Source organism: Lysinibacillus sp. FSL M8-0337 (assembly GCF_038593855.1).
GTDB lineage: Bacteria > Bacillota > Bacilli > Bacillales_A > Planococcaceae > Lysinibacillus > Lysinibacillus sphaericus_D.
Genome location: NZ_CP151996.1, coordinates 2305148 through 2324967, shown reverse-complemented (window position 1 = coordinate 2324967; position 19820 = coordinate 2305148). Strand labels below are relative to the sequence as shown.

18 protein-coding genes are annotated in these 19820 nt (G+C 35.5%); 11 read left to right on the top strand and 7 right to left on the bottom strand.

Annotation, left to right across the window (positions count from 1 at the left end):
• Window positions 1-71: 71 nt before the first annotated feature.
• The 5 genes from MKY08_RS11020 to MKY08_RS11000 form a co-directional block, all read right to left on the bottom strand.
• Window positions 72-1253, bottom strand: coding sequence for an amidohydrolase (locus MKY08_RS11020; protein ID WP_069512526.1), 1182 nt, complete (start codon window positions 1251-1253; stop codon window positions 72-74).
• Window positions 1254-1459: 206 nt separating this feature from the next.
• Entirely contained in the window at window positions 1460-1642 is a 183-nt protein-coding gene (locus tag MKY08_RS11015; protein WP_069512527.1) for a hypothetical protein, read from the bottom strand.
• A 95-nt stretch (window positions 1643-1737) separates the two neighbouring features.
• Window positions 1738-1938: a hypothetical protein gene (locus MKY08_RS11010; RefSeq protein WP_069512528.1), complete on the bottom strand. Its 201-nt coding sequence runs from the start codon at window positions 1936-1938 to the stop codon at window positions 1738-1740.
• Between the two features lie 152 nt (window positions 1939-2090).
• Window positions 2091-2384 (bottom strand): hypothetical protein, encoded by a 294-nt coding sequence (locus MKY08_RS11005; RefSeq protein WP_069512529.1) that lies wholly within the window; start codon window positions 2382-2384, stop codon window positions 2091-2093.
• A 153-nt stretch (window positions 2385-2537) separates the two neighbouring features.
• A complete protein-coding gene (locus MKY08_RS11000; protein WP_256093194.1) occupies window positions 2538-2672 on the bottom strand; it encodes a DUF3953 domain-containing protein in 135 nt (44 codons plus the stop codon).
• A gap of 631 nt (window positions 2673-3303) precedes the next feature.
• On the opposite strand from MKY08_RS11000, the gene MKY08_RS10995 reads away from it, so the two are divergent.
• From MKY08_RS10995 to MKY08_RS10965, 7 genes are all read left to right on the top strand, one after another.
• Entirely contained in the window at window positions 3304-4044 is a 741-nt protein-coding gene (locus MKY08_RS10995) for an N-acetylmuramoyl-L-alanine amidase (RefSeq protein ID WP_069512530.1), read from the top strand.
• 364 nt (window positions 4045-4408) lie between these two features.
• A complete protein-coding gene (locus MKY08_RS10990) occupies window positions 4409-5926 on the top strand; it encodes a S41 family peptidase (protein ID WP_069512531.1) in 1518 nt (505 codons plus the stop codon).
• A 68-nt stretch (window positions 5927-5994) separates the two neighbouring features.
• Window positions 5995-6897, top strand: coding sequence for a CobW family GTP-binding protein (locus MKY08_RS10985; RefSeq protein WP_069512532.1), 903 nt, complete (start codon window positions 5995-5997; stop codon window positions 6895-6897).
• A gap of 388 nt (window positions 6898-7285) precedes the next feature.
• Window positions 7286-7957, top strand: coding sequence for a CAP domain-containing protein (locus tag MKY08_RS10980; protein ID WP_069512533.1), 672 nt, complete (start codon window positions 7286-7288; stop codon window positions 7955-7957).
• A gap of 190 nt (window positions 7958-8147) precedes the next feature.
• On the top strand, window positions 8148-9581 hold the full coding sequence (locus tag MKY08_RS10975; protein ID WP_069512534.1) for a spore germination protein: 1434 nt from the start codon (window positions 8148-8150) through the stop codon (window positions 9579-9581).
• Entirely contained in the window at window positions 9578-10615 is a 1038-nt protein-coding gene (locus MKY08_RS10970; RefSeq protein WP_069512535.1) for a GerAB/ArcD/ProY family transporter, read from the top strand. The genes MKY08_RS10975 and MKY08_RS10970 overlap by 4 nt, the downstream gene beginning before the upstream one ends.
• The gene (locus MKY08_RS10965) at window positions 10597-11676 is read left to right on the top strand and encodes a Ger(x)C family spore germination protein (protein WP_069512536.1); all 1080 of its coding nucleotides are present in this window, start codon (window positions 10597-10599) and stop codon (window positions 11674-11676) included. The genes MKY08_RS10970 and MKY08_RS10965 overlap by 19 nt, the downstream gene beginning before the upstream one ends.
• A 78-nt stretch (window positions 11677-11754) precedes the next feature.
• On the opposite strand, the gene MKY08_RS10960 is transcribed toward MKY08_RS10965, so the two are convergent.
• Entirely contained in the window at window positions 11755-13101 is a 1347-nt protein-coding gene (locus MKY08_RS10960; RefSeq protein WP_069512537.1) for an MATE family efflux transporter, read from the bottom strand.
• 172 nt (window positions 13102-13273) lie between these two features.
• Here MKY08_RS10960 and MKY08_RS10955 point away from each other — a divergent pair, with 172 nt between their 5' ends.
• Window positions 13274-14350 carry an undecaprenyldiphospho-muramoylpentapeptide beta-N-acetylglucosaminyltransferase gene (locus tag MKY08_RS10955; RefSeq protein WP_069512538.1) on the top strand — a complete coding sequence of 359 codons (1077 nt, stop codon included), beginning with the start codon at window positions 13274-13276 and terminating at the stop codon, window positions 14348-14350.
• 54 nt (window positions 14351-14404) lie between these two features.
• Here MKY08_RS10955 and MKY08_RS10950 read toward each other — a convergent pair whose 3' ends face one another.
• Window positions 14405-14953: a GNAT family protein gene (locus MKY08_RS10950; protein ID WP_024361631.1), complete on the bottom strand. Its 549-nt coding sequence runs from the start codon at window positions 14951-14953 to the stop codon at window positions 14405-14407.
• A 549-nt stretch (window positions 14954-15502) separates the two neighbouring features.
• Between MKY08_RS10950 and MKY08_RS10945 the strand changes: the two genes are divergently transcribed.
• From MKY08_RS10945 to MKY08_RS10935, 3 genes are all read left to right on the top strand, one after another.
• A complete protein-coding gene (locus tag MKY08_RS10945; protein WP_069512539.1) occupies window positions 15503-17527 on the top strand; it encodes a diguanylate cyclase in 2025 nt (674 codons plus the stop codon).
• A gap of 109 nt (window positions 17528-17636) precedes the next feature.
• Window positions 17637-18314, top strand: coding sequence for a response regulator transcription factor (locus MKY08_RS10940; RefSeq protein ID WP_069512540.1), 678 nt, complete (start codon window positions 17637-17639; stop codon window positions 18312-18314).
• Window positions 18311-19696 (top strand): HAMP domain-containing histidine kinase, encoded by a 1386-nt coding sequence (locus MKY08_RS10935; protein WP_069512541.1) that lies wholly within the window; start codon window positions 18311-18313, stop codon window positions 19694-19696. The genes MKY08_RS10940 and MKY08_RS10935 overlap by 4 nt, the downstream gene beginning before the upstream one ends.
• Window positions 19697-19820 lie beyond the last annotated feature (124 nt).

The window sequence follows — 19820 nt, the reverse complement described above, 5'->3', positions numbered from 1 at the left end:
TAAATTTTTTTCCTGCAAACGACACAAAAACGGATTTGAAAAATATTTATTTTTCAAATCCGTTGCGTTTATTATTCGACTTTACCGTAATAATCAACAATTTTTAGGAATATTGTCGCGATATTTAACAATGCTCGCTCATCAAAATCAAATTTCGGATGGTGGTGAGGGAATTGTGTAGTTGTCTGTTCATTAGCAGAACCGACGTGAATAAAGTTTCCAGGTACATGTTGTAAGTAATAGGCGAAATCTTCAGCTCCTAATACGGGCGTTTTCATGTCAAACGCTTCTGCTGTAAAGTGCTCTTTTATTAATTGTTCAACGACTACAGATTCTTCTTCTGTATTAATTAACACTGGATAGCCTTTTAAATAATCGATTTCATAGTCTACATAATTTGAAACTTTTAAGCCTTCTAAAATAGCGAAAATCTCTTTTTCAATCTGGTCACGTACATTTTGATTTAATGTACGAACAGTACCTTCTAAGGTTGCAGTATCTGCAATAACATTAAATGCATTTCCCGCGTGTAAACTACCAACAGTGACAACCGCAGCTTCAGTTGGATTTACTCGGCGGCTAACGATTTGCTGGAAGTTTTGAATAAGCTGAGTCGCTGCGATGATTGAGTCCTTCGTTGTATGTGGATAGGCTCCATGTCCACCTTTCCCGAATAATTTAATCGTAAATGCGTCAACAGAGGCCATAATTGGACCAGCGGCAGTTGATAGTTTTCCTAAAGGTAAGTCTGACGCTAAATGAGCGCCAAATACATAATCCACACCATCAAGTGCGCCATCCTCTATCATAAATTTTGCGCCACCTGGTGGTTTTTCTTCCGCAGGTTGGAAAATTAAACGAATAGAGCCCTTTAATTGCTCTTTATTTTGCTGCACGATTTTGGCGAATGCAAGTAGTGCAGCGGTATGTCCATCATGTCCACATGCGTGCATAACACCAGGTACAGTGGATTTATAGGGCACGTCCTTTTCATCATTGATTGGAAGGGCATCGAAATCGGCACGGAACGCGATGGTTTTTCCTGGTAACGCGCCATCAATGCTAGCGACGATTCCTTTTTTACCAACTCGTTCACGGAATGGGATACCATATGCTTTTAATGTATCGGCAATAAAAATGGCTGTATTGTCTTCTTCAAATGATAATTCAGGATGCATATGCATATAACGACGATTTGCTACAATTTCATCGAAAAGTGTATGTAATTGTGCTACTTGATTTTGAAAATTCACAAGATCACCTCTAACTAATGTATGAAGTTGATAATACGTTTATTAAACCAAGTTGTCAAGTATGGTATAAAGACATTGAGCAGGCCATTAGGTTTAAGATAGTGAGTGACAGGCACGCGAAATAACAGGCACGCAAAATATTCTGAAAATTAAATATATTTGTCTGGTGTGTGTAAATGACCATTAGTGCTATCCTTTTGGTCTATTTATTGCTTCCCCATTTTTGCGAAGTTTTTGAGATATAAAAAACCAACAATCATAATGAAAAAGCCAAAACCTTTATAAGTCATTGTTTGCATTGTTTCATTATAGACGGTTATATTCATGAAAATAGATCCAATAAAGATAATTAATATTCCAATAATGGCGTTCAATATTTTCAAAATCATTTATATGCCTCCAATGTCCTCTACATTAGATAGTGCAGTATTGTAATCTGTCCTAGTTTTGTCGTTGAATCAGTATAGATATAACATATATAAAGTCAATCACTACTCTTACTAAAGACAATACTGTAGGAAATATTCAGTTTATGCCAAACCCAAGATTCAAAAATTTTATCTATTTCTTTTTTTATTTTTTCGTCGTTCATTTCTACGCTAAGACCTAATTGTTCAAAAGTAAATGTTTCTTGTATTCTGTCTTTATACTTCGTGTCAACAGAAAAAGTCACAGTTTGGCTCAATTGACTTATCCCCCATACTTATTTAAGTGAATTGAATGGTATATATCTTTTATTAATACGTATCACTATTCTATTGTTTTGATGCTTAAACAAAGGGACTTAGCCAATTACGCTTAATGTAAACGGCGTAAGTCCTAATCGTAGAATCTTAATTATAGTGTTTCGCTCTTTAACGTTTCATCCTGACTAATTTGCTTCTTCTTAATACATACAATAACAAAGGCTTGTACTGTCATTGCTATGATGATGAATAATAAATGGGTATTTTGATAAAACCATTGTGACATAAAATAAAATATAGGTGCCGATGCTAAATAGGAAATATATTGGTTTTTCGTGGTGAAGAAAATAATTGTGGAAATGCAAGTAGTAACTAAAATAAGTTCTAATAACAAACCAATAGAACTACTATCTAAAAAATATTGTAAATCGTTGATATAAGCCATACCAATTTTACCTCACTTTACTAGCAATTATTTGCAAATAATTGTAACATAACAAAGGAATTATTGGTAGTTAATGGTTAAAAGATAGCGCGAGGGGGGAGGTTGAAAATCCTTCATATATATAATGAAAATACTTTTTATAAAAACGGTTAATTAAGTAAAGCTTTGAATGGCTACAAAAAAAGAAAAAAGACATATGATGATTAATAACCAACCTGTAAATTTCTTTTGGTGTTGAAATTCTTGTATCCCCATTATTAACATCGTTAAGCCTAAAAATAATATCATCTATGCTTGAAACTTAAAGTCTTTTGTAATGAAGCCATACAATGCCAAAGATATGCCCACTAGTGAAAATAATATACGTAATATTTTAACAATGTGATTCCCTCCAAATCATTTCTTTTTCACTTTTTCAAACTTTAACTAAATCTATTAGTGTGATTTTATGTGATAGTGTCCATATGATTGTATTGGACTTACTTTTCCCCATGCCAGATAGACCAAGTCTCCACTTTGTCCTCCTCCAATACATTTTGTTGTATATACGTTATGTAAATAGTTTCACTGTTTCACGCGTCTCCACTTAATATGTATATAATTTTTTTGAATTGGATTGCCAATGTAGATGATGTTCTTTGCTTTTTTGGCAACCGAAAATAAAATCCACTATTCGAAGCTTTCTCCAAATTCTACTAATGTTCTTATTGAAGCACTTAATCACTACAATTAGCATAACGAAAGTCTTGTAGTTTTGTAAAAGAGAGTGTATATAAAAACACAAACAAAATGAGTGCGAACACATACTATAAAAAGAAAGCATGATAGTCTATCCATTCTATTTAAGGAAAGTAACACTACCATAAATAAGTCATTCTAGAGAACTAAAACGAATCTACTTTTGGAAGGGGGGAACCGCGTGGTATCAATACGTCAAAAATTAGTAACTGCGACCCAAGCTGCAAAAATTACAAATGGCAAAAATAATGCGAAAAAATATATTGTTGTACATGAAACAGACAATACAAGCGTTGGAGCCGACGCAGATGCCCATGCTCGACTCCAAATCAACGGTAATAGTAGAAATGCTAGTTGGCATTGGCAAGTGGATGATCAAGAGGCCATACAATCTTTTGAACATTATTGGGAATGCTGGGGAGCTGGAACGTATATAGGCAATACACAAGGCATTCAAGTTGAAATATGCGTTAATAGCGATGGAGATTATAATAAGGCAGTAAAAAATGCGGCGAGTTTAATAGCAAAAATAATGAAAGATGAAAATATAGCGATCGACAATGTCGTTCAACACCACTATTTTAGTGGTAAAAACTGCCCTAGAAATATGCGTACAGGGAAAATCTCGTGGACTAATTTTTTGCAAATGGTAACAAGCATTGATACGCCAAAGCCCGATAAACCACCTAACGAGTTATCGAAGTATCGTATAATCACAGGAACATATAGCACTCGAAGCGCTGCTATGAGCGTGTTAGATATAATGAGAAAACGTTTTGGCTGGGTTGCGTATGTTGAACAGGAAGAGTCCAAGTATCGAGTGAAAACAGGGACATTTACAGGTATTACTGCTGCTAAAAGTGCAGAAAATAAAATAAAAGCGGCTAAATTAGCGCAACTGACATACATTATTGATGCATAATGGCGCATCAGCTAATTATATGAGTATTTTAGTTGACTGCTTTTAGGAAATGAGTAAAATAGAAAGGCAGTACTATTATATACTTGAAACTTAACAGCTAAGGGCAGTGCCTCAGAAGGTATCTGAGGCACATTTTAATGAAAAATTGTAAAATAGGGGACTTTTTAGACCATTGATCTATTAGTAGTGAGTGTATGGATGCTGAAAAAGTAGCTTATTAATGTGCAATTTTATGAAGTTAGTAGGGGGGACAAGAGCTGTCATGAAATTTTGACACTCTTTTTCTTTTCGTCTCCTCTATAACCTGTTAAGATGGTAATAGTGTGACAACAAGTTAGTGTATATGAGAGTGGTGACAATCAAGATGGATGAACAGAAAAAAGATGGTTTAGAACAACAGCAAGAGCAAATACAACAAGTAGAGGTAAAACCTGCAGGCCAATTTATTCAGATGAAGCCGTTTAAGTTTATTATGCTGATGTTCTTTACAATCTTAATTACCGCAGGCTTAACCATTTTTGCGTTAACTTTCGGTGAAAAGAAAGTAGTAGAAGTAAAAGTCCCAATTGAACGTGCGGAATTTACAAAACTATACGAAGCATTTGATATGCTTAAAGGTAAGTATTACAAAGATATCGATGATGAAAAAGTAGTGGATGGCGCCATTAACGGCATGTTTGATGCATTAGAAGATCCTTATTCTGATTTTATGGTGAAGGATGAAGCAGAAAAATTTAACTCTGGATTATCTTCAAGTTTCCAAGGTATTGGTGCTGAAATTCAAGAACGTAATGGTTTTATTACTGTTGTGTCACCTATTAAAAATTCACCTGCTGAAAAAGCAGGGTTATTACCAAAAGATATTATTTTAACGGTAGATGGTAAAAGCATTCAAGGTTTTAGCGCTTCAGAAGCAGTAGCACTTATTCGTGGCGAAAAGGGTACACCTGTAAAGCTAACAGTGAAACGTGGCGAAAATGCTGAACCTATTCAAATGACGATTATTCGCGATGATATTCCTGTTGAAACGGTTTATGGTGAAATGCTAGATGGAGATATTGCACATATCCAAATTACATCATTCAATGAAGAAACAGCAGAAGAGCTAGAAAAAATCCTTGTTGAGTACGAAGGAAAAGGCATGAAAGGGATTGTCCTTGATTTACGCCAAAATCCAGGTGGGTACTTAGATGCTGCGGTTGAAATTTCAAATTTATTTGTACCAGAAGGTAAAGCGATTGTACAAGTGCAGCAAAAAGACGAGGAGCCAGTTATTACAAATGCGGTAGCAGGGAAAAAATATAACGTACCTGTAACCGTTCTAGTGGATAATGGCAGTGCATCGGCATCGGAAATTTTAGCAGGTGCTTTAAAAGAATCGGTAGGTGCTAAAATTGTTGGTGAAACATCGTTTGGTAAAGGAACCGTACAAAATGTTACACCTTTAAAGGATGGTTCTAATTTAAAATTCACAACCGGTAAATGGTTAACACCAAACGGTAACTGGATTAATGAAAAAGGCATTGAACCGGATGTAAAAGTAGCGTATCCAGCTTATGCTTCTTTACCAATTTTAGACCCGACGATTGAAATGAAAGAGGGCTTGCAGTCAGACTCTGTCAAAGTGGCTGAAGAAATGTTAGAAGTGCTAGGATATGAACCTGGAAAAGCTGACGGGATCTTTGATCAATTTACAGAACGAGCTGTAAAAAAATTGCAAGCTGACAATAAGCTTGAAGAAACAGGTATTCTAACGAACGAAACAACTTACGCATTAATGGATGCGTTACGTGAAAAAATGAAATCAGAGGATCCTCAACTGTTAAAAGCAAAAGAGCTAGTTTCTGATGCAAAAAAACAAACAGAGGGAACAACAAACTAACACTGTAGCTGTCGCAGAAGTCGTCTCGTACGGCAATGCGACAGCTTTTTCTTTAGGAGGAATGAATTGTGAAGGATGTATATTTATTTAGCGGATTTCTTGGAAGTGGTAAGACATCTATGCTGACAGATGTTATACGACAACTAAAAGAAAAGGGTTTAAAGCCCGCTGTTATTATGAATGAACTTGGCAAGCTGCCATTTGATTCTCAAGCTGTAGAAGAGGACGTGCCGCTAAAAGAGATGCTAGAGGGCTGTATTTGTTGTTCAGGAGCTGAAAAAACAGAGGCTCAAATCCAGTCTCTTCTATTAGATAGTGAATTTGACGTTCTAATTATTGAAACAACTGGAGCGGCTCACCCTGTAGAAGCATTGGATGCTGTCTATTCTCCAATCTTTGCCGAGCAGTTACATGTCAAGGGGATTGTTACAGTTGCGGACTCGAAGCTTTGGTTACATCGGGACACATTAACACCGCAAGTGCGTACATTGTTTATGGAGCAAATTCGTCACGCGCATTTATTATTAGCCAATAAAACCGATTTACTATCAGAGGCGGAGCAAGCGCAAGTCGTCTATGAGCTACAAGGTTTTAATCCCCATGCATTTATTTTGCAAACAACAAATGGGCGTGTACCGTACCATTTACTAGAAAATTTATCTGCCACTGTTAAAATTGATAAGCAATATATTGAAAAAACACCGATAGCCTCCATGCATTTAGGCTCCCGTTTAGTTGAATTTGAAGATGTTCACTTTACACAAGAGCAAATAGAAGAGTGGGTACGTGGATTACCAGATACGGTGTACCGAATGAAAGGCTACGTTCCGATAGAAGGCGTTAAAAATCCAATGCTGTTTCAGTATGCCTATGGGATGGTACAATGGTTGCCAGAATTCATTAAAATGCCCGCAAAGCTTGTTTTAATAGGTGAAAATATTGGCAGTGTTCATGTAATTGGTATTGATTAAATAAAAAGTGTCCCATGCTTTACTTGATATAATCAAATTCATCTGCTCGTGTTCTTTCTGAATCCTTAGAAATCATTCAGTGGAACCGAGCAGATTTTTTATAGCCATAGCAATTTTTAAATCACTTTTATTTTATCCAGGCAATTTTAGTTATTGGCAAGTGTGCTAATCTATCAAAATCATAGCCAAAATACGAACAGAAATTGAATACTGTCAACCCTCTTTAAAACGTAAGTATTTCATAGATTGGTCAAACTTGCTAAAAAATATAACAAAAAAACCCCTGTTTAACGGAAACTACTTTTCTATTGGGCATGCTAGCAGATGTTGGGAAGATTTTTTATAGAATCATACTTTACGATAGGTTGCAGATAGGAGGAATTGCAAAATGAAAAAAACACTTACTGCAATTTGTGCAACATTTCTTTTAGCAGCTCCAATTCAATTGGCTTCTGCTGCTTCTAATACTACAGAAGGGAACACAGCAAATCAGACAACGAACTGTAAAGTTTACTATTATAATAATTGGTCAAATCACAAGTGGGTTGTAACTAAACCGAATACAACTGCACCGTCAAAAGATACGCAAACAAATCAACAAACAAATAAACCAACAAATCAACAAAATAATACAACGACAACACCACCAACTACATCTAATCCGACTACAACAACATCGGATGTAAATGCTTTTGAACAAGAGGTAGTTAAATTAACGAATGCTGAGCGTACAAAAGCAGGGTTAAAAGCTTTACAAACGGATGATAAATTAATGGCTGCAGCACGAGAAAAATCTCAAGACATGCAATCGAAAAAATATTTTTCACATACAAGCCCAACATTTGGGTCACCATTTGATCGTATGAAAGCTTTAGGCATCACTTATAAGAGTGCTGGTGAAAATATCGCCCAAGGTCAACGTTCTCCACAAGAAGTCGTGCAAGCTTGGATGGATTCACCGGGTCACCGTGCCAATATTTTAAATGCAAATTATACACATATTGGTGTAGGTTATGTGAAGTCAGGTAACTACTGGACGCAACAGTTTATTCAAAAGTAATAATGTGAAAATTTAATAGAAACAACGTATTCAAGTAGGATGTCCAATAAGTCTTCGTGGCTTATTTGGATGTCTTTTTATTTTTTTAAGGTAAAAAAATGATAAACAGTGAAGAAAACTGCATAATCGAAAGACATGCCGTTTGAGATGAGCCATTTTTGCCTATACTTCCAAGTATAGGAGGCGTTTTATGAATAAAGTGGAAATAATGATGAAAAGCTTACAAAAAGCATTTAATCAATCATCCAATTTTACAGTAAGACAAGTAGACTGGCGAGAAGGAACGTCTGCTATTTTATGTTTTTATTCCTCGCTTGTGGATGCAAAAGAAGCGCAAAAATTACTCGATACAATTTATGCCCGTTTAGATACAAACAAGCCGTTCTGGAGTGAAACGATAATGACGACTCTTAAGCCGTTTTCGCTACCACAAGCTATCGAACATATTTGTAATGGCGAAACGCTAATCATTATTCCTGATACAGGTGAAATGCTTTCACTCACGATTGTAAATCAAGTACATCGCAATCCTGATGAGCCGAATAATGAGCATGTTCTGCGCGGATCACATGAAGGGCTAGTGGAAAGCGTTGAAACCAATTTAGCCTTATTACGCAAACGTATTCATAATCCTTCCCTTGTCGTAAAATCTTTTTCAATTGGCAAAGAGACAAATACAAAAGCTTATTATCTTTACATTGACGGAGTCATTAAAGCAGAAACGTTAGCTGAAATTGAAAAGCGCATTGACGCCATTAACATAGATTATTTTTATAGTGTTGGTCAACTAAGTGATGAGTTAGAAGATTCCGTATGGTCGCCTTTTCCTCAATTGCTCAATACGGAGCGTCCTGACCGGGTTGTCGCTAATTTAGTTGAAGGTAAAGTGGTGTTGATAACGAATATCTCTCCAACAGCATTGATTGCACCTGTTACGTTTTTTTCCTTTTATCAATCACCTGACGATTATAATGGTCGAGTGTTGGTAGGTTCTTTTTATCGAATAGTTCGGTTAATGTCATTTATTGCAGCTGTATTCTTACCAGCCTTTTATATTGCTATTATTAGTTTTCACTTTGAAGTACTACCATTAGAATTAAGTAATCAAGTAAAAAATGATGTAAATGAAATTCCGTATCGACCTTTAATAGAGGCGCTTATATTGGAAATCATTATGGAGCTTATACGGGAATCCAGTATACGATTGCCACAATCAGTGGGGCAGACGATAGGCATTGTCGGGGGATTAGTTATAGGAGATGCTATTGTGAGTGCTGGTTTAGTATCGAACTTAATGGTGATAGTTGTTGCTTTAACAGCAATCTCTAGCTATGTAGTGCCTTCAGTAGAATTAAATACTTCGATTCGTATGCTACGCTTTCCATTTATGGTGTTAGCCTCACTATTTGGTTTTTTTGGCATTGTTATTGGTGTAGTTGTTTTATTGATTCATTTAATTAATTTAAGCTCTTTAAAACAGCCATACTTTTCTCCAATTGTGCCATTTCAACCAAAGGAAATCTATAAAGTGTTCGTGCGAGGACCGTTCTTTAAACCTACCGTCCAAGTGACATCTTTTAGTTCACCGAAAGATGACAGTGTAAAGAATGGTGATACACCTTGAATTTTTCGTTATCTAAAGGGCAATTTTTTTTACTATTGTTTTTCATTGAAACAGGTATTATTTATATTTCCTTTCAAACGCCTTTAATTAGCGAAAGTAAAAATAAGGCATGGGTGCTATTTATCGTAGCAACCATATTACATTATTTAGTATTACTATTTTTTGAACGGTATTATCGGTATTTTTACTTGAATACATTTTTCCAATGGGTGTATAAGGTGTATTGGTTTTTAATGATTGCGACATTTTTAGCCTATATGGTATATGTTTTAGCATCATGGGTTTTGCCTCAAACGCCCGAGTGGATAATCATCTTATTTATTGTTGCACTTTCGTTATATGGTAATATAAGTCGACCGGAAACCGTTATTAATATTGGGGTTATGTTTATTCCGCTTATATTTATTTTTATCATTTTTTTAATGCTTGCGGTTCCAGACCTTACATGGACAAACTTATTACCGCTTGAATTTAATAATAGTAAGGAAATCATTCAAGGTCTTATCCATAGTGTTTTTGCATTTATGGGCGCAGAAATGTATCTGATTTATCGTCCTTTTTTACAAAAGGAATTGACTTTAAATTACAAGTCAATATTGATTTATCAGCTTGTAATTTTTGTCTTTTATTTGATTTCTGTCATGTTTTCCCAAATGTTTTTCACTATTGAAGAGATTAAGTTAGTTCCAGAGCCAATTATTTATATTTTAAAATCTCAAGAAGTTACATTTGTAAAGCGACTTGATATTTTCTTTGTATATATTTGGTTGTCATGGTCCATCATCACAGTATTGATTTTTAATTTAACGATAAGGGTTGTGCATTTTGGAATAGGTAAGAAAGGTTCTAAGAAGGCAATCGTTTTTTATCATATATTGCTTGCGATTATTCCACTTTTTTTTGTTAAGTTTAAGGTGATTGAAACGATGAAATATTCCTTCCATTATATAATATTACTTTTCACTTTTCTTTTACCGATTCTCATCATTTTATGGAATAAATGGAGGGGGAAAACGTGTATCGAAAAGCAATAATCGTTCTTTTGGTTGTACTACTTGCGGGTTGTTGGGATGAGCGTTTATATAAAAATTCGTCAGTTGTATCTCTTGCTGGCATAGAAGGGACAATGGGCGAGTATAAAGGATATTATGCTTACCCGAAAACGCTTGATAAGCAAAGCCAAATTATGTTAATTGAAGCAAAAGGTATTTCTCCACGTGATGTACGGAATAATGCCGATTTAAAGGTTGAACAAACACTTGATTTGTCTGAACTCGCTACATTACTTATTTCAATTGACACGGTGAAAGAACCTTTATATGACCTACTAGATATTTATTTTCGTGATCCTCAAAATCCAATTTCTATTAAAGTGGCAGTGACTGAGGGGAGCGTAAAACCTTTTGTTGAGTTAACAAAAGAAGTAACTGACAATGCAGGAGGTTACTATGAACGCTTTATTGAAAGTACAGAAAAAAATACAATTTATCCTAAATTGAATTTACAAATGATCGGATCGACATTGTTTGATAATGCTAAAGATATTGCCATTCCTTATATCAAAATGGACGAAGAAGAACATAGTGCGGAAGCAGCAGGAGTAGCGTTATTTTCTGGTCAAGTGTTTACAGGGAAAATTTTAAATCCTAAGCAATCCTTTTATATGCTTTTATTAATGAACAAAGCAAGTCAGCATGCACGTATTGAATATATGCTCAAGCTCAATGATGAGGATATACCTGTCACTTCAGAGGTTATTCATTTAAAAAGAAAATGGATAATCAATGAAGAAATGAAAAAAATAACAATGGATTTTAAAATTGACGTAGAAATAGAAGAGTTTTCAAAAGATCATTTGTATAAAGAAGAGACATTTAAAACGATAGAAGCAATGTTCCAACAAAGAATACAAGCAGATTTTGAGGAAGTTTTAAAAATATTACAAGAACAGAAGTCCGATACTTTAGGAATAGGACGTTATATTCGCGCTCATCATCCCAAATTCTTTCAGGAAGACTGGCGTGAGCAATTTGCTTCACTTACTATTGAACCAAAAGTGAAAGTAACGATTATTCGTACAGGCATACTCCGTTAAAAGGAGCTTTTATCTATTGTTTAAATAACAAAGCGCAAAAATGTTGATGTCTGTATCACCATTTTTGCGCTTTATTCATTATAGGGCAAATTTTCTTTGTACGAGTAATAAGCGGATTAATAAGGTAATAGCACCTGCAGATAGACCAGCTACAAGCCCTAACCAATAACCAACTGGACCAAAATCAGTATAGTTAGCTAGTACATAACCTGTTGGCAATCCGATAATCCAATACGAGATGATAGCCATGATAAATGTGATGGTCACGTCCTTGTATCCACGTAATGCGCCTTGTACAGGTGCTTGAATAGAATCAGATAGTTGGAAAATGGCAGCATACACTAAAAAGACTTGCGCATTTTTTAAAACCAGCTCATCACTTGAATACATTGTAGCGATTTGTTCACGAAGTAAGTAGAGAACGCAAGCTGAAAAAAAACTAAATACAATCGCTGTACCTACGCATAAATAACTATAGATTTTTGCGTCACGTAAACGTCCCGCACCAATTTCAAAACCTACTAAAATCGTAACACCCATTGAAATACTGAGAGGAACCATATATAACAAAGACGTAAAGTTAATAGCGATTTGATGGGCAGCGATGATTTCGGTGCTAAAGTTACTCATCATCATTGTGACGGCAGAAAAAATACTTGTTTCTGCAAATAAGGAAATGCCGATTGGTACACCAATAACTAAGATTTCTTTCCAGCTAAGCCATTGTAACTTCGGCCATTCGCGGAAAATAGTAAAGTGTTCAAAAGGCACGCGTTTGGCAATAATCCACACAGTAATAAAGAAAATTAGCCAATACGTAATGGCTGTCGCAACACCTGCACCAACACCGCCAAGCTCTGGCGCACCGAACTTTCCGAAAATGAAAATATAATTTAAAAAGATATTAATAGGTGTTCCTAGCAGTGTAATAATCATGGTTACTCGTGTTTGACCTAACGCATCGATAAAACAACGTAGAACAAAAAATAAAAAAAGTGGTACAAGACCAGCGCACATTGCATGAATATAAGATTTTGCAATGTTATGTACAGAGGCGTCTAATTGCATATTTCCAAGTATCCAATCGAGCCCGATAAATAATATGATAAAAATACATGCAGAAAGTACAAGTGCGACATATAAGCCTTGCTGCACTGCTTGTTTAGCTAACTGTTCTTTCTTTGCGCCAACAAGCTGGGAGACAATCGGTGTTATTGCTAATAAAATACCTGAAAGCCCAGTATAGATAGGCATCCAAATGGACGACCCAATAGAGACTCCTGCTAAATCAGAAGTACCGTAGCGACTAGACATTAAAATGTCGAAAAAAGAAATGAGGTAAATGGCTACTTGGGTAATTAGAATAGGTACGATGATTTTTACAATTATAGAGTACTTTTGCTTTAATGTTGTCGTTTTATACATAGTGAGTAACTTCCTTTTATAAGCATAATGAATTAGTATAGCATATAGTAAACATAATATGATGAAAAATTAAAGCTTCATCTATATCTTTTCTTTCGCATATAGTAAAATAAAAGACTGTAAACAAAAGTGGCGTTTGCTACAATGGCTTTTAAGGAATAGGAGAATTTACGTGAAACAACAAACAATCATTTTAACCGGTGGTGGGACAGCAGGCCATGTATCACTTAATCAAGCGATATTACCTTCTTTACTTGAACTAGGTTACGATGTCCACTATATTGGTTCAGAGCAAGGTATTGAAAAAGAATTAATTGGCGAGGCATTTCCGGAAGTCCCGTTCTATGGGATTGCTAGCGGAAAATTGCGTCGTTATTTCTCTATGAAAAACTTTACGGATCCTTTTAAAGTACTTGCTGGCATTATGCAAGCATTTCGCATTATAAAGAAAGTAAAGCCAGAGGTTATTTTTTCAAAAGGTGGTTTTGTCTCTGTACCTGTCGTGATGGCAGCTAAAGTGGCAGGCGTACCAGTTGTCATACATGAATCTGATGTAACTCCCGGTTTAGCTAATAAAATTGCACTTCCATTTGCTTCGCATATCTTCACTATTTTTGAAGAGACACTTCAGCACTTGCCAAAAGAAAAGGCAACTTGTACAGGTTCCATTATTCGTCAAGAATTATTTAATGGTAATAAAGCGAAAGGTCTTGCTTTCTGTGGCTTTACGGCGTCAAAACCTGTTCTTTTAGTGATGGGGGGAAGTCTTGGTTCAGTTGTGTTAAATGATGCATTACGCCATAATTTACCTGAATTACTTCAAACATTTCAAGTTATACATCTATGTGGTAAAGGGAATAAAGACGAAAGCTTAGAGGCAATGAAAGGCTATAAACAGTTTGACTATGTCACGACGGAATTACCGGATTTACTACATGCAGCAGATTTTGTTGTATCTCGTGCAGGATCTAACTCTATATTTGAATTTTTAGCCCTTCATAAGCCGATGTTATTAATTCCACTATCTGCACAAAAAAGTCGCGGCGATCAAATTTTGAATGCAAAGTTATTTAAAAAGCAAGGATACGCTGAAGTTTTACAAGAGGAAGAACTAACAAAAGAAACATTTATGAAATCAGTTTATACGTTAACAGCGCGTAAATCAGAAATCATACCAGCAATGGAAAAGACGCAAAGACCTAAAACGCCAAACGAGATGGCGAAGTTAATATTGCAATATAAAAAATAAAAAGCTATATGTACTGTTATAATAAACAGTGCACATAGCTTTTTTAATTGGTCATTACATAGCTTGTTCTTCGCCTTCTTGCGTCTGATTGGCAGTTGTGAGATAGAACAAGTCACGTGGTATTTTATATAGATTAAATTGTGCTTCTCCGCTGTTAACTTGTGCTAATAATGTTGGGTGACTGTCATTTGCACTTACAACATAAGGCAACTTTAAAGCGGCACGCTGTGATTTACTATTTTCTACTCGTATACGGAGGAAAACCGTATGGAAATTATAATCAAAAAATAATTCATTTAAGAAGAGCATTTTTGCTTTTTGGTTGTAACCTTGCCCTTGATAGGGGAGCCCTATCCACGTTCCGAGGAAGCCAGCACCGTCTTCCACATCATGAATGCTAATGGTGCCAATCGGTTGACCCCAATCATCAGTTATTGTCCTGGAGATAGCGAGCCCTCTCGCTTCTTCTTCGATTAGTTGCTTGGTCATAAACCAGTATTCGTCCGCAGATTGTGCCTTTTGGCGAACGAAGGGAAAAACAGATGGATGCGATAATAGCTCATAAAGCTCTGTACATTCATGTAGGTCTCGATGTTTAAGCATACGAAACGCCTCCTTTGCAAGGGTAGTTAAAACAATTCCGTTAAAGCATAAAGAATAAAACTAAAATTCGTACTGGAATTAAAAACCCAAAGAACTAGACGTTATAACTATGAAATCCATAATCTCCCGCTGTCTTACTGATTTTGCGACCATACCGAAAAATGGCTAGTTTTATTAATATAATATAACAAGTCTACTGCTTGGTGCAATCATTTTGCTCTTTCAAACGAAAATTAAGTTTAATTGTCAGTTAATTCGGAAAAAATAGCGAAAAATATCATTTCCCTACTTTTGTTATATATGATTATAAAGACTATTACAGTTATATGTTTCATAAAAATGACGGAAAAAGTATTTCCTTAGTATCGTTTTGCCTTTTAAAAAGTGAAATATTATCAAATTTTACTCGAAAAAGGATAGAATCTTTCGTAATTCTACAAAGTTAAATGATTGTAAATATGTTATAATACTAGTGTAATTTTTATTTTATAAATAAATACATTTATAACGAATTTATATATATGTGACTTTATAATGGGGAGTGACATTATGGAATATCTTTTAAGCGAAAAACTATTCAATCAACTATTTATTGGAGAAGATTTCGTCTATTTAATGAAGAGAGTTGGAGACGATTATCAATATATTCGCTTAAATCAAGCTGCCCAAGTACTGTTATCCAATAACACCGTTGGAAAAATGCTATCTGCTGTTACTTCTAGTCGGAATTTTGTCATTATTCAAGAAAATTATCATCGAGCAATTGCTCAACATCAGCAGGTCGATTATGTCGATTATGCCTATGTTCAATCGGAAGTGCGAAAATATGAGACATCTGTCCGCCCGATTAAAGACGGAAATGAATACTATATTTTAGCTATTACAAAAGAAATCTTATATGACAGAAGTGTTGAAGATAAATTTTTATTTATGCGGTCTATTTTTGACCACGCTTTTTTTTCAACCGTTATTTTATCTGCTGAAGGTACTATATTTGAAGTAAATACAAGCTTCATGGAAGATTTTGATTTGGATAACGATATGGTGAAACATCAGCCATTTATCGATTTGCCCATCATTCCAAAAGAGGAAATAGAAAAAATACAAGACTATTTACAAAGAGCAGCAATGGGCGAAAATATTGCAGAGAAGCTTATTAAATTACATACGTTGGATCAACAGGAGCGCATGTATTTAGTATCAATGTCACCAGTAATGCAAGGAGACAATTCCTTTGCTATTTTCTTAATCATGCAAGATTTTACGCAATTTACAGAACAACAGGCCGCATTGCGATCAACATCTCATGGCCTTGAAGTGTACAAGGCAGCTTTAAATTCTGCCACTTCCATCGCTATTTTAGATATCGAAGGAAAAATCGTGGAAGTAAATGATTTATTTTTAAATGCTTCGGGATTTACAGCCAGTGAATTACTAGGCCATCCTTATGACCTTATTGAACCCCGTAATAATAAAAAAAGCGTTTTTCAAGCAATCAATGAAACCCTGGCATTAGGAGAGGTGTGGCGAGGTGAGCTGTGCTACCGCACAAAGTATCATGCAGACTATTGGGTAGAGGCTGCTATTGTGCCCTTGAAAAATGAATTTGGCCAAGTGGAGCAATATTTATCCATTAACTATGATATTACGGACAAGAAAAGAATGTTAACGGAATTAAAAAATATTGAACGGACATTCCGATTAATTACTGAAAATACAAATGATTTAATTGTCATCTTAAATGAAGATGGCATCATTATTTATGCCTCACCATCTTACAGAATGTATTTAGGTTATGCCATTGTTGAATTACAAGGACAGTTTTACAGTGATATTATTGATGAGCAAAGTAAACCAGCGTGGCAAGCGTTTCTAAATGATTTTACAGAGAAGACGGATACACAATTTGAGTTATTGCTCCAAGCGAAAGATGGCACACCTGTTTGGACAGAAGGCAATGTAACGGTCGTTCATGATTCGGAACGCGAAACAATCTCACAAATTATTATGGTTTCACGTGAAATTACCCATCGTAAAGAACGGGAAAATGATTTACTTTATCTAGCTTATCATGATAGTTTAACGCAGCTACCGAATCGAAGGTATTTAACAAAGGAATTTCCAAAAATACTGATGGACGCACATGCAAAAGACGCATGTATTGCCATGTTATATATTGATGGAGATGATTTTAAAGATGTAAATGATCAATTCGGACATGATATGGGGGATGATTTTATCCGCAAATTTGGCAAGGTGTTAATAACATCTGTCCGTAGTCACGATCTTGTTATTCGAATGGGTGGGGACGAATTTATCATTATTTTAACAGGTTTAACGCGTAAACCTGAAGCAAGGCAAGGTCAAATGATGCATATCATTAACCGTATTCGCAATAAATTAAAAAAAGGTTGGACAATCGAAAATCATTTCTTTGCACCTACTGCATCTATTGGAATTGCCTATTATCCAGACCATGCAACTACGTTAGAGGAGCTAATGGATTTAGCAGACCAAGCATTATATAAGGCGAAGGAAAGTGGGAAAAACAATTTATTTATTGGCCCTCTTTAAAATAAGTCTGTACAAACGAGTATTTACTTGTGGTACAGGCTTTTTAAATGATGTTATGCTAGTGCTATGATAGAAAAGAAGTTATTAGATTGAATTAGAAGGTGATTAGATGCCTAAAAAAATACTATTAGTAGAAGACGAAAAACATATTGCTCGTTTTGTTGAACTGGAGTTACAGCATGAAAGCTATGATGTGACCGTAGCCTTTGATGGGCGGGAAGGGCTTGCACTTGCTACTACAGAAAACTATGATGTTCTATTATTAGATGTCATGCTACCTGGTATTAATGGGATTGAGATTTGTCGTCGTATTCGCACGCAGTCTCAAGTACCCATTATTTTACTTACTGCCAGAGATGCTGTGATGGATCGAGTTGCGGGTTTAGACGCAGGAGCCGATGATTACATCGTGAAGCCGTTTGCCATTGAAGAATTACTGGCACGTATACGTACCATTTTACGTCGAGTGGAGCCTAATGAAAAAATGGTGGGTCACACATTACATTTTCGAGATATTGAAATCGATATTGATGCATATGAGGTATTAGTGCAAGGTCAAAAACTGGATCTTACAAAAACCGAATATGATTTGTTGAAGTTATTAATAGAACATAAAAATCGTGTATGTACAAGAGAGCTTATATTAACTTCCATTTGGGGATATGATGCAGATATTGAGACAAATGTTGTGGATGTATACATCCGTCATCTAAGGACAAAACTACCTGGTGATTTAAATGCCTATATCGAAACCGTACGTGGGGTAGGATACGTGATGCGTGAATGAACAAAATAAATGCATATTTCAGCAATCTTTCTTTGCAAAGAAAGTGGATGTTGACATCGAGTGCGGTCATTTTTATTAGCTACGCTATAATTTGTATCGTTGTCTATGTTTCATTGCATACTTGGCTATTAAATGATGAAGTTAGTAAAGTGAAACGAACAAGAGATGACGTCGCTTCATTTTTAGAATCACAAGGGCCAAATATATCAATCCAACAAATCCAGCAAAATACAGGATTATTAAAATCGATTGTGGATCGCGAGCAAACGGTTAGACTATATAATAATGATGGTATTGAAATTTTGCGAATTAATAATGCCTCAAAAGCTGCACCTCTTTCTCCGATGCAAGAAATTGTGCAAATGACCATTGATAAAAAAGATGCATATGTCGTAAACGAGCCAATAAAGCTCGGATTTTTTCAAGTATATATTCAAGTGATTCATCCGTTAACACGTTTTGAATCCTTAATGCGTTATTTGTTGACCGCTATGCTTATTGCAGGAGTCGGTGCATTGTTCCTTTCAGGTTCCATTGGGTATTATTTAGCGAATTATTTAACGAAACCACTTCATGCATTGCGTGCATCAATGAAAACGGTTATGGACCAAGGTTTTAATGAACCTATCCAGCTATCTTACGCATCACAAGATGAAATTGGTGACTTATTGAAAATGTACAATGCAATGATGAATGAACTACAAATATCGTTTGCTCAACAGCAGCAATTTGTTGCGGATGCTTCTCATGAACTGCGGACACCTATTCAAGCAATTGAAGGCCATCTCTCACTACTGAAGCGGTGGGGGAAGGATGATCCAGCTATTCTAGAGGAATCGATAGATACATCATTAACGGAAATTACTAGGATGCGAAAAATGATTGAAGAGTTGCTTGAACTTGCACGACGTGAAGAGAAAGATGAAACGAGTGAGGCAAATCCGGTAGCAGTCATTGAAGGTGTTATAAGTGAAATGGCGAAATTGTATCCAGATGCAACTATTACGCTGTCGAAAAATGGTGAAATTGGGGCTGTTTTTATAACACCCAATGCTCTTGGTCAAGTAATTCGCAATATAGTAGAAAATGCCATTCGTTATTGTGAAAAAGTTCCGAAAGTAAATATTTCCCTTTTGGTGAAGGGTGATAAAGTGGAGTTTCAAATAACAGATAATGGGATTGGGATAGCTGAAAAAAACATTCCCTATATTTTTGATCGTTTTTACCGTGTTGATGAAGCAAGAAATCGTCAAATTGGCGGTACGGGCTTAGGGTTAAGTATTTCTAAAATGTTACTTGAAAAATATAATGCTTCAATAGAAGTCAAGAGTGAAGTAAATGTTGGAACCGTTTTCTTGCTGAAGATACCGCTAAAATATTAAGAAAAATACACGCTTTATTTAAGAATTTTAGCCTTTGAGAAAAAAATTGCTTAATTTGCTAAAAAGAGTTGTATTTTCTGTGAAGAGTAGTAAGATTGAGATGGAAAAAACGTTCTTTAAATTA

Bases quoted from the DNA above. Each gene is read 5' to 3' on its own strand.
- MKY08_RS11015 (WP_069512527.1), bottom strand. From the start codon at position 1,642: ATGATTTTGAAAATATTGAACGCCATTATTGGAATATTAATTATCTTT.
- MKY08_RS11005 (WP_069512529.1), bottom strand. From the start codon at position 2,384: ATGGCTTATATCAACGATTTACAATATTTTTTAGATAGTAGTTCTATT.
- MKY08_RS11000 (WP_256093194.1), bottom strand. From the start codon at position 2,672: ATGATATTATTTTTAGGCTTAACGATGTTAATAATGGGGATACAAGAA.
- MKY08_RS10990 (WP_069512531.1), top strand. From the start codon at position 4,409: ATGGATGAACAGAAAAAAGATGGTTTAGAACAACAGCAAGAGCAAATA.
- MKY08_RS10980 (WP_069512533.1), top strand. From the start codon at position 7,286: ATGAAAAAAACACTTACTGCAATTTGTGCAACATTTCTTTTAGCAGCT.
- MKY08_RS10975 (WP_069512534.1), top strand. From the start codon at position 8,148: ATGAATAAAGTGGAAATAATGATGAAAAGCTTACAAAAAGCATTTAAT.
- MKY08_RS10960 (WP_069512537.1), bottom strand. From the start codon at position 13,101: ATGTATAAAACGACAACATTAAAGCAAAAGTACTCTATAATTGTAAAA.
- MKY08_RS10950 (WP_024361631.1), bottom strand. From the start codon at position 14,953: ATGCTTAAACATCGAGACCTACATGAATGTACAGAGCTTTATGAGCTA.
- MKY08_RS10945 (WP_069512539.1), top strand. From the start codon at position 15,503: ATGGAATATCTTTTAAGCGAAAAACTATTCAATCAACTATTTATTGGA.
- MKY08_RS10940 (WP_069512540.1), top strand. From the start codon at position 17,637: ATGCCTAAAAAAATACTATTAGTAGAAGACGAAAAACATATTGCTCGT.
- MKY08_RS10935 (WP_069512541.1), top strand. From the start codon at position 18,311: ATGAACAAAATAAATGCATATTTCAGCAATCTTTCTTTGCAAAGAAAG.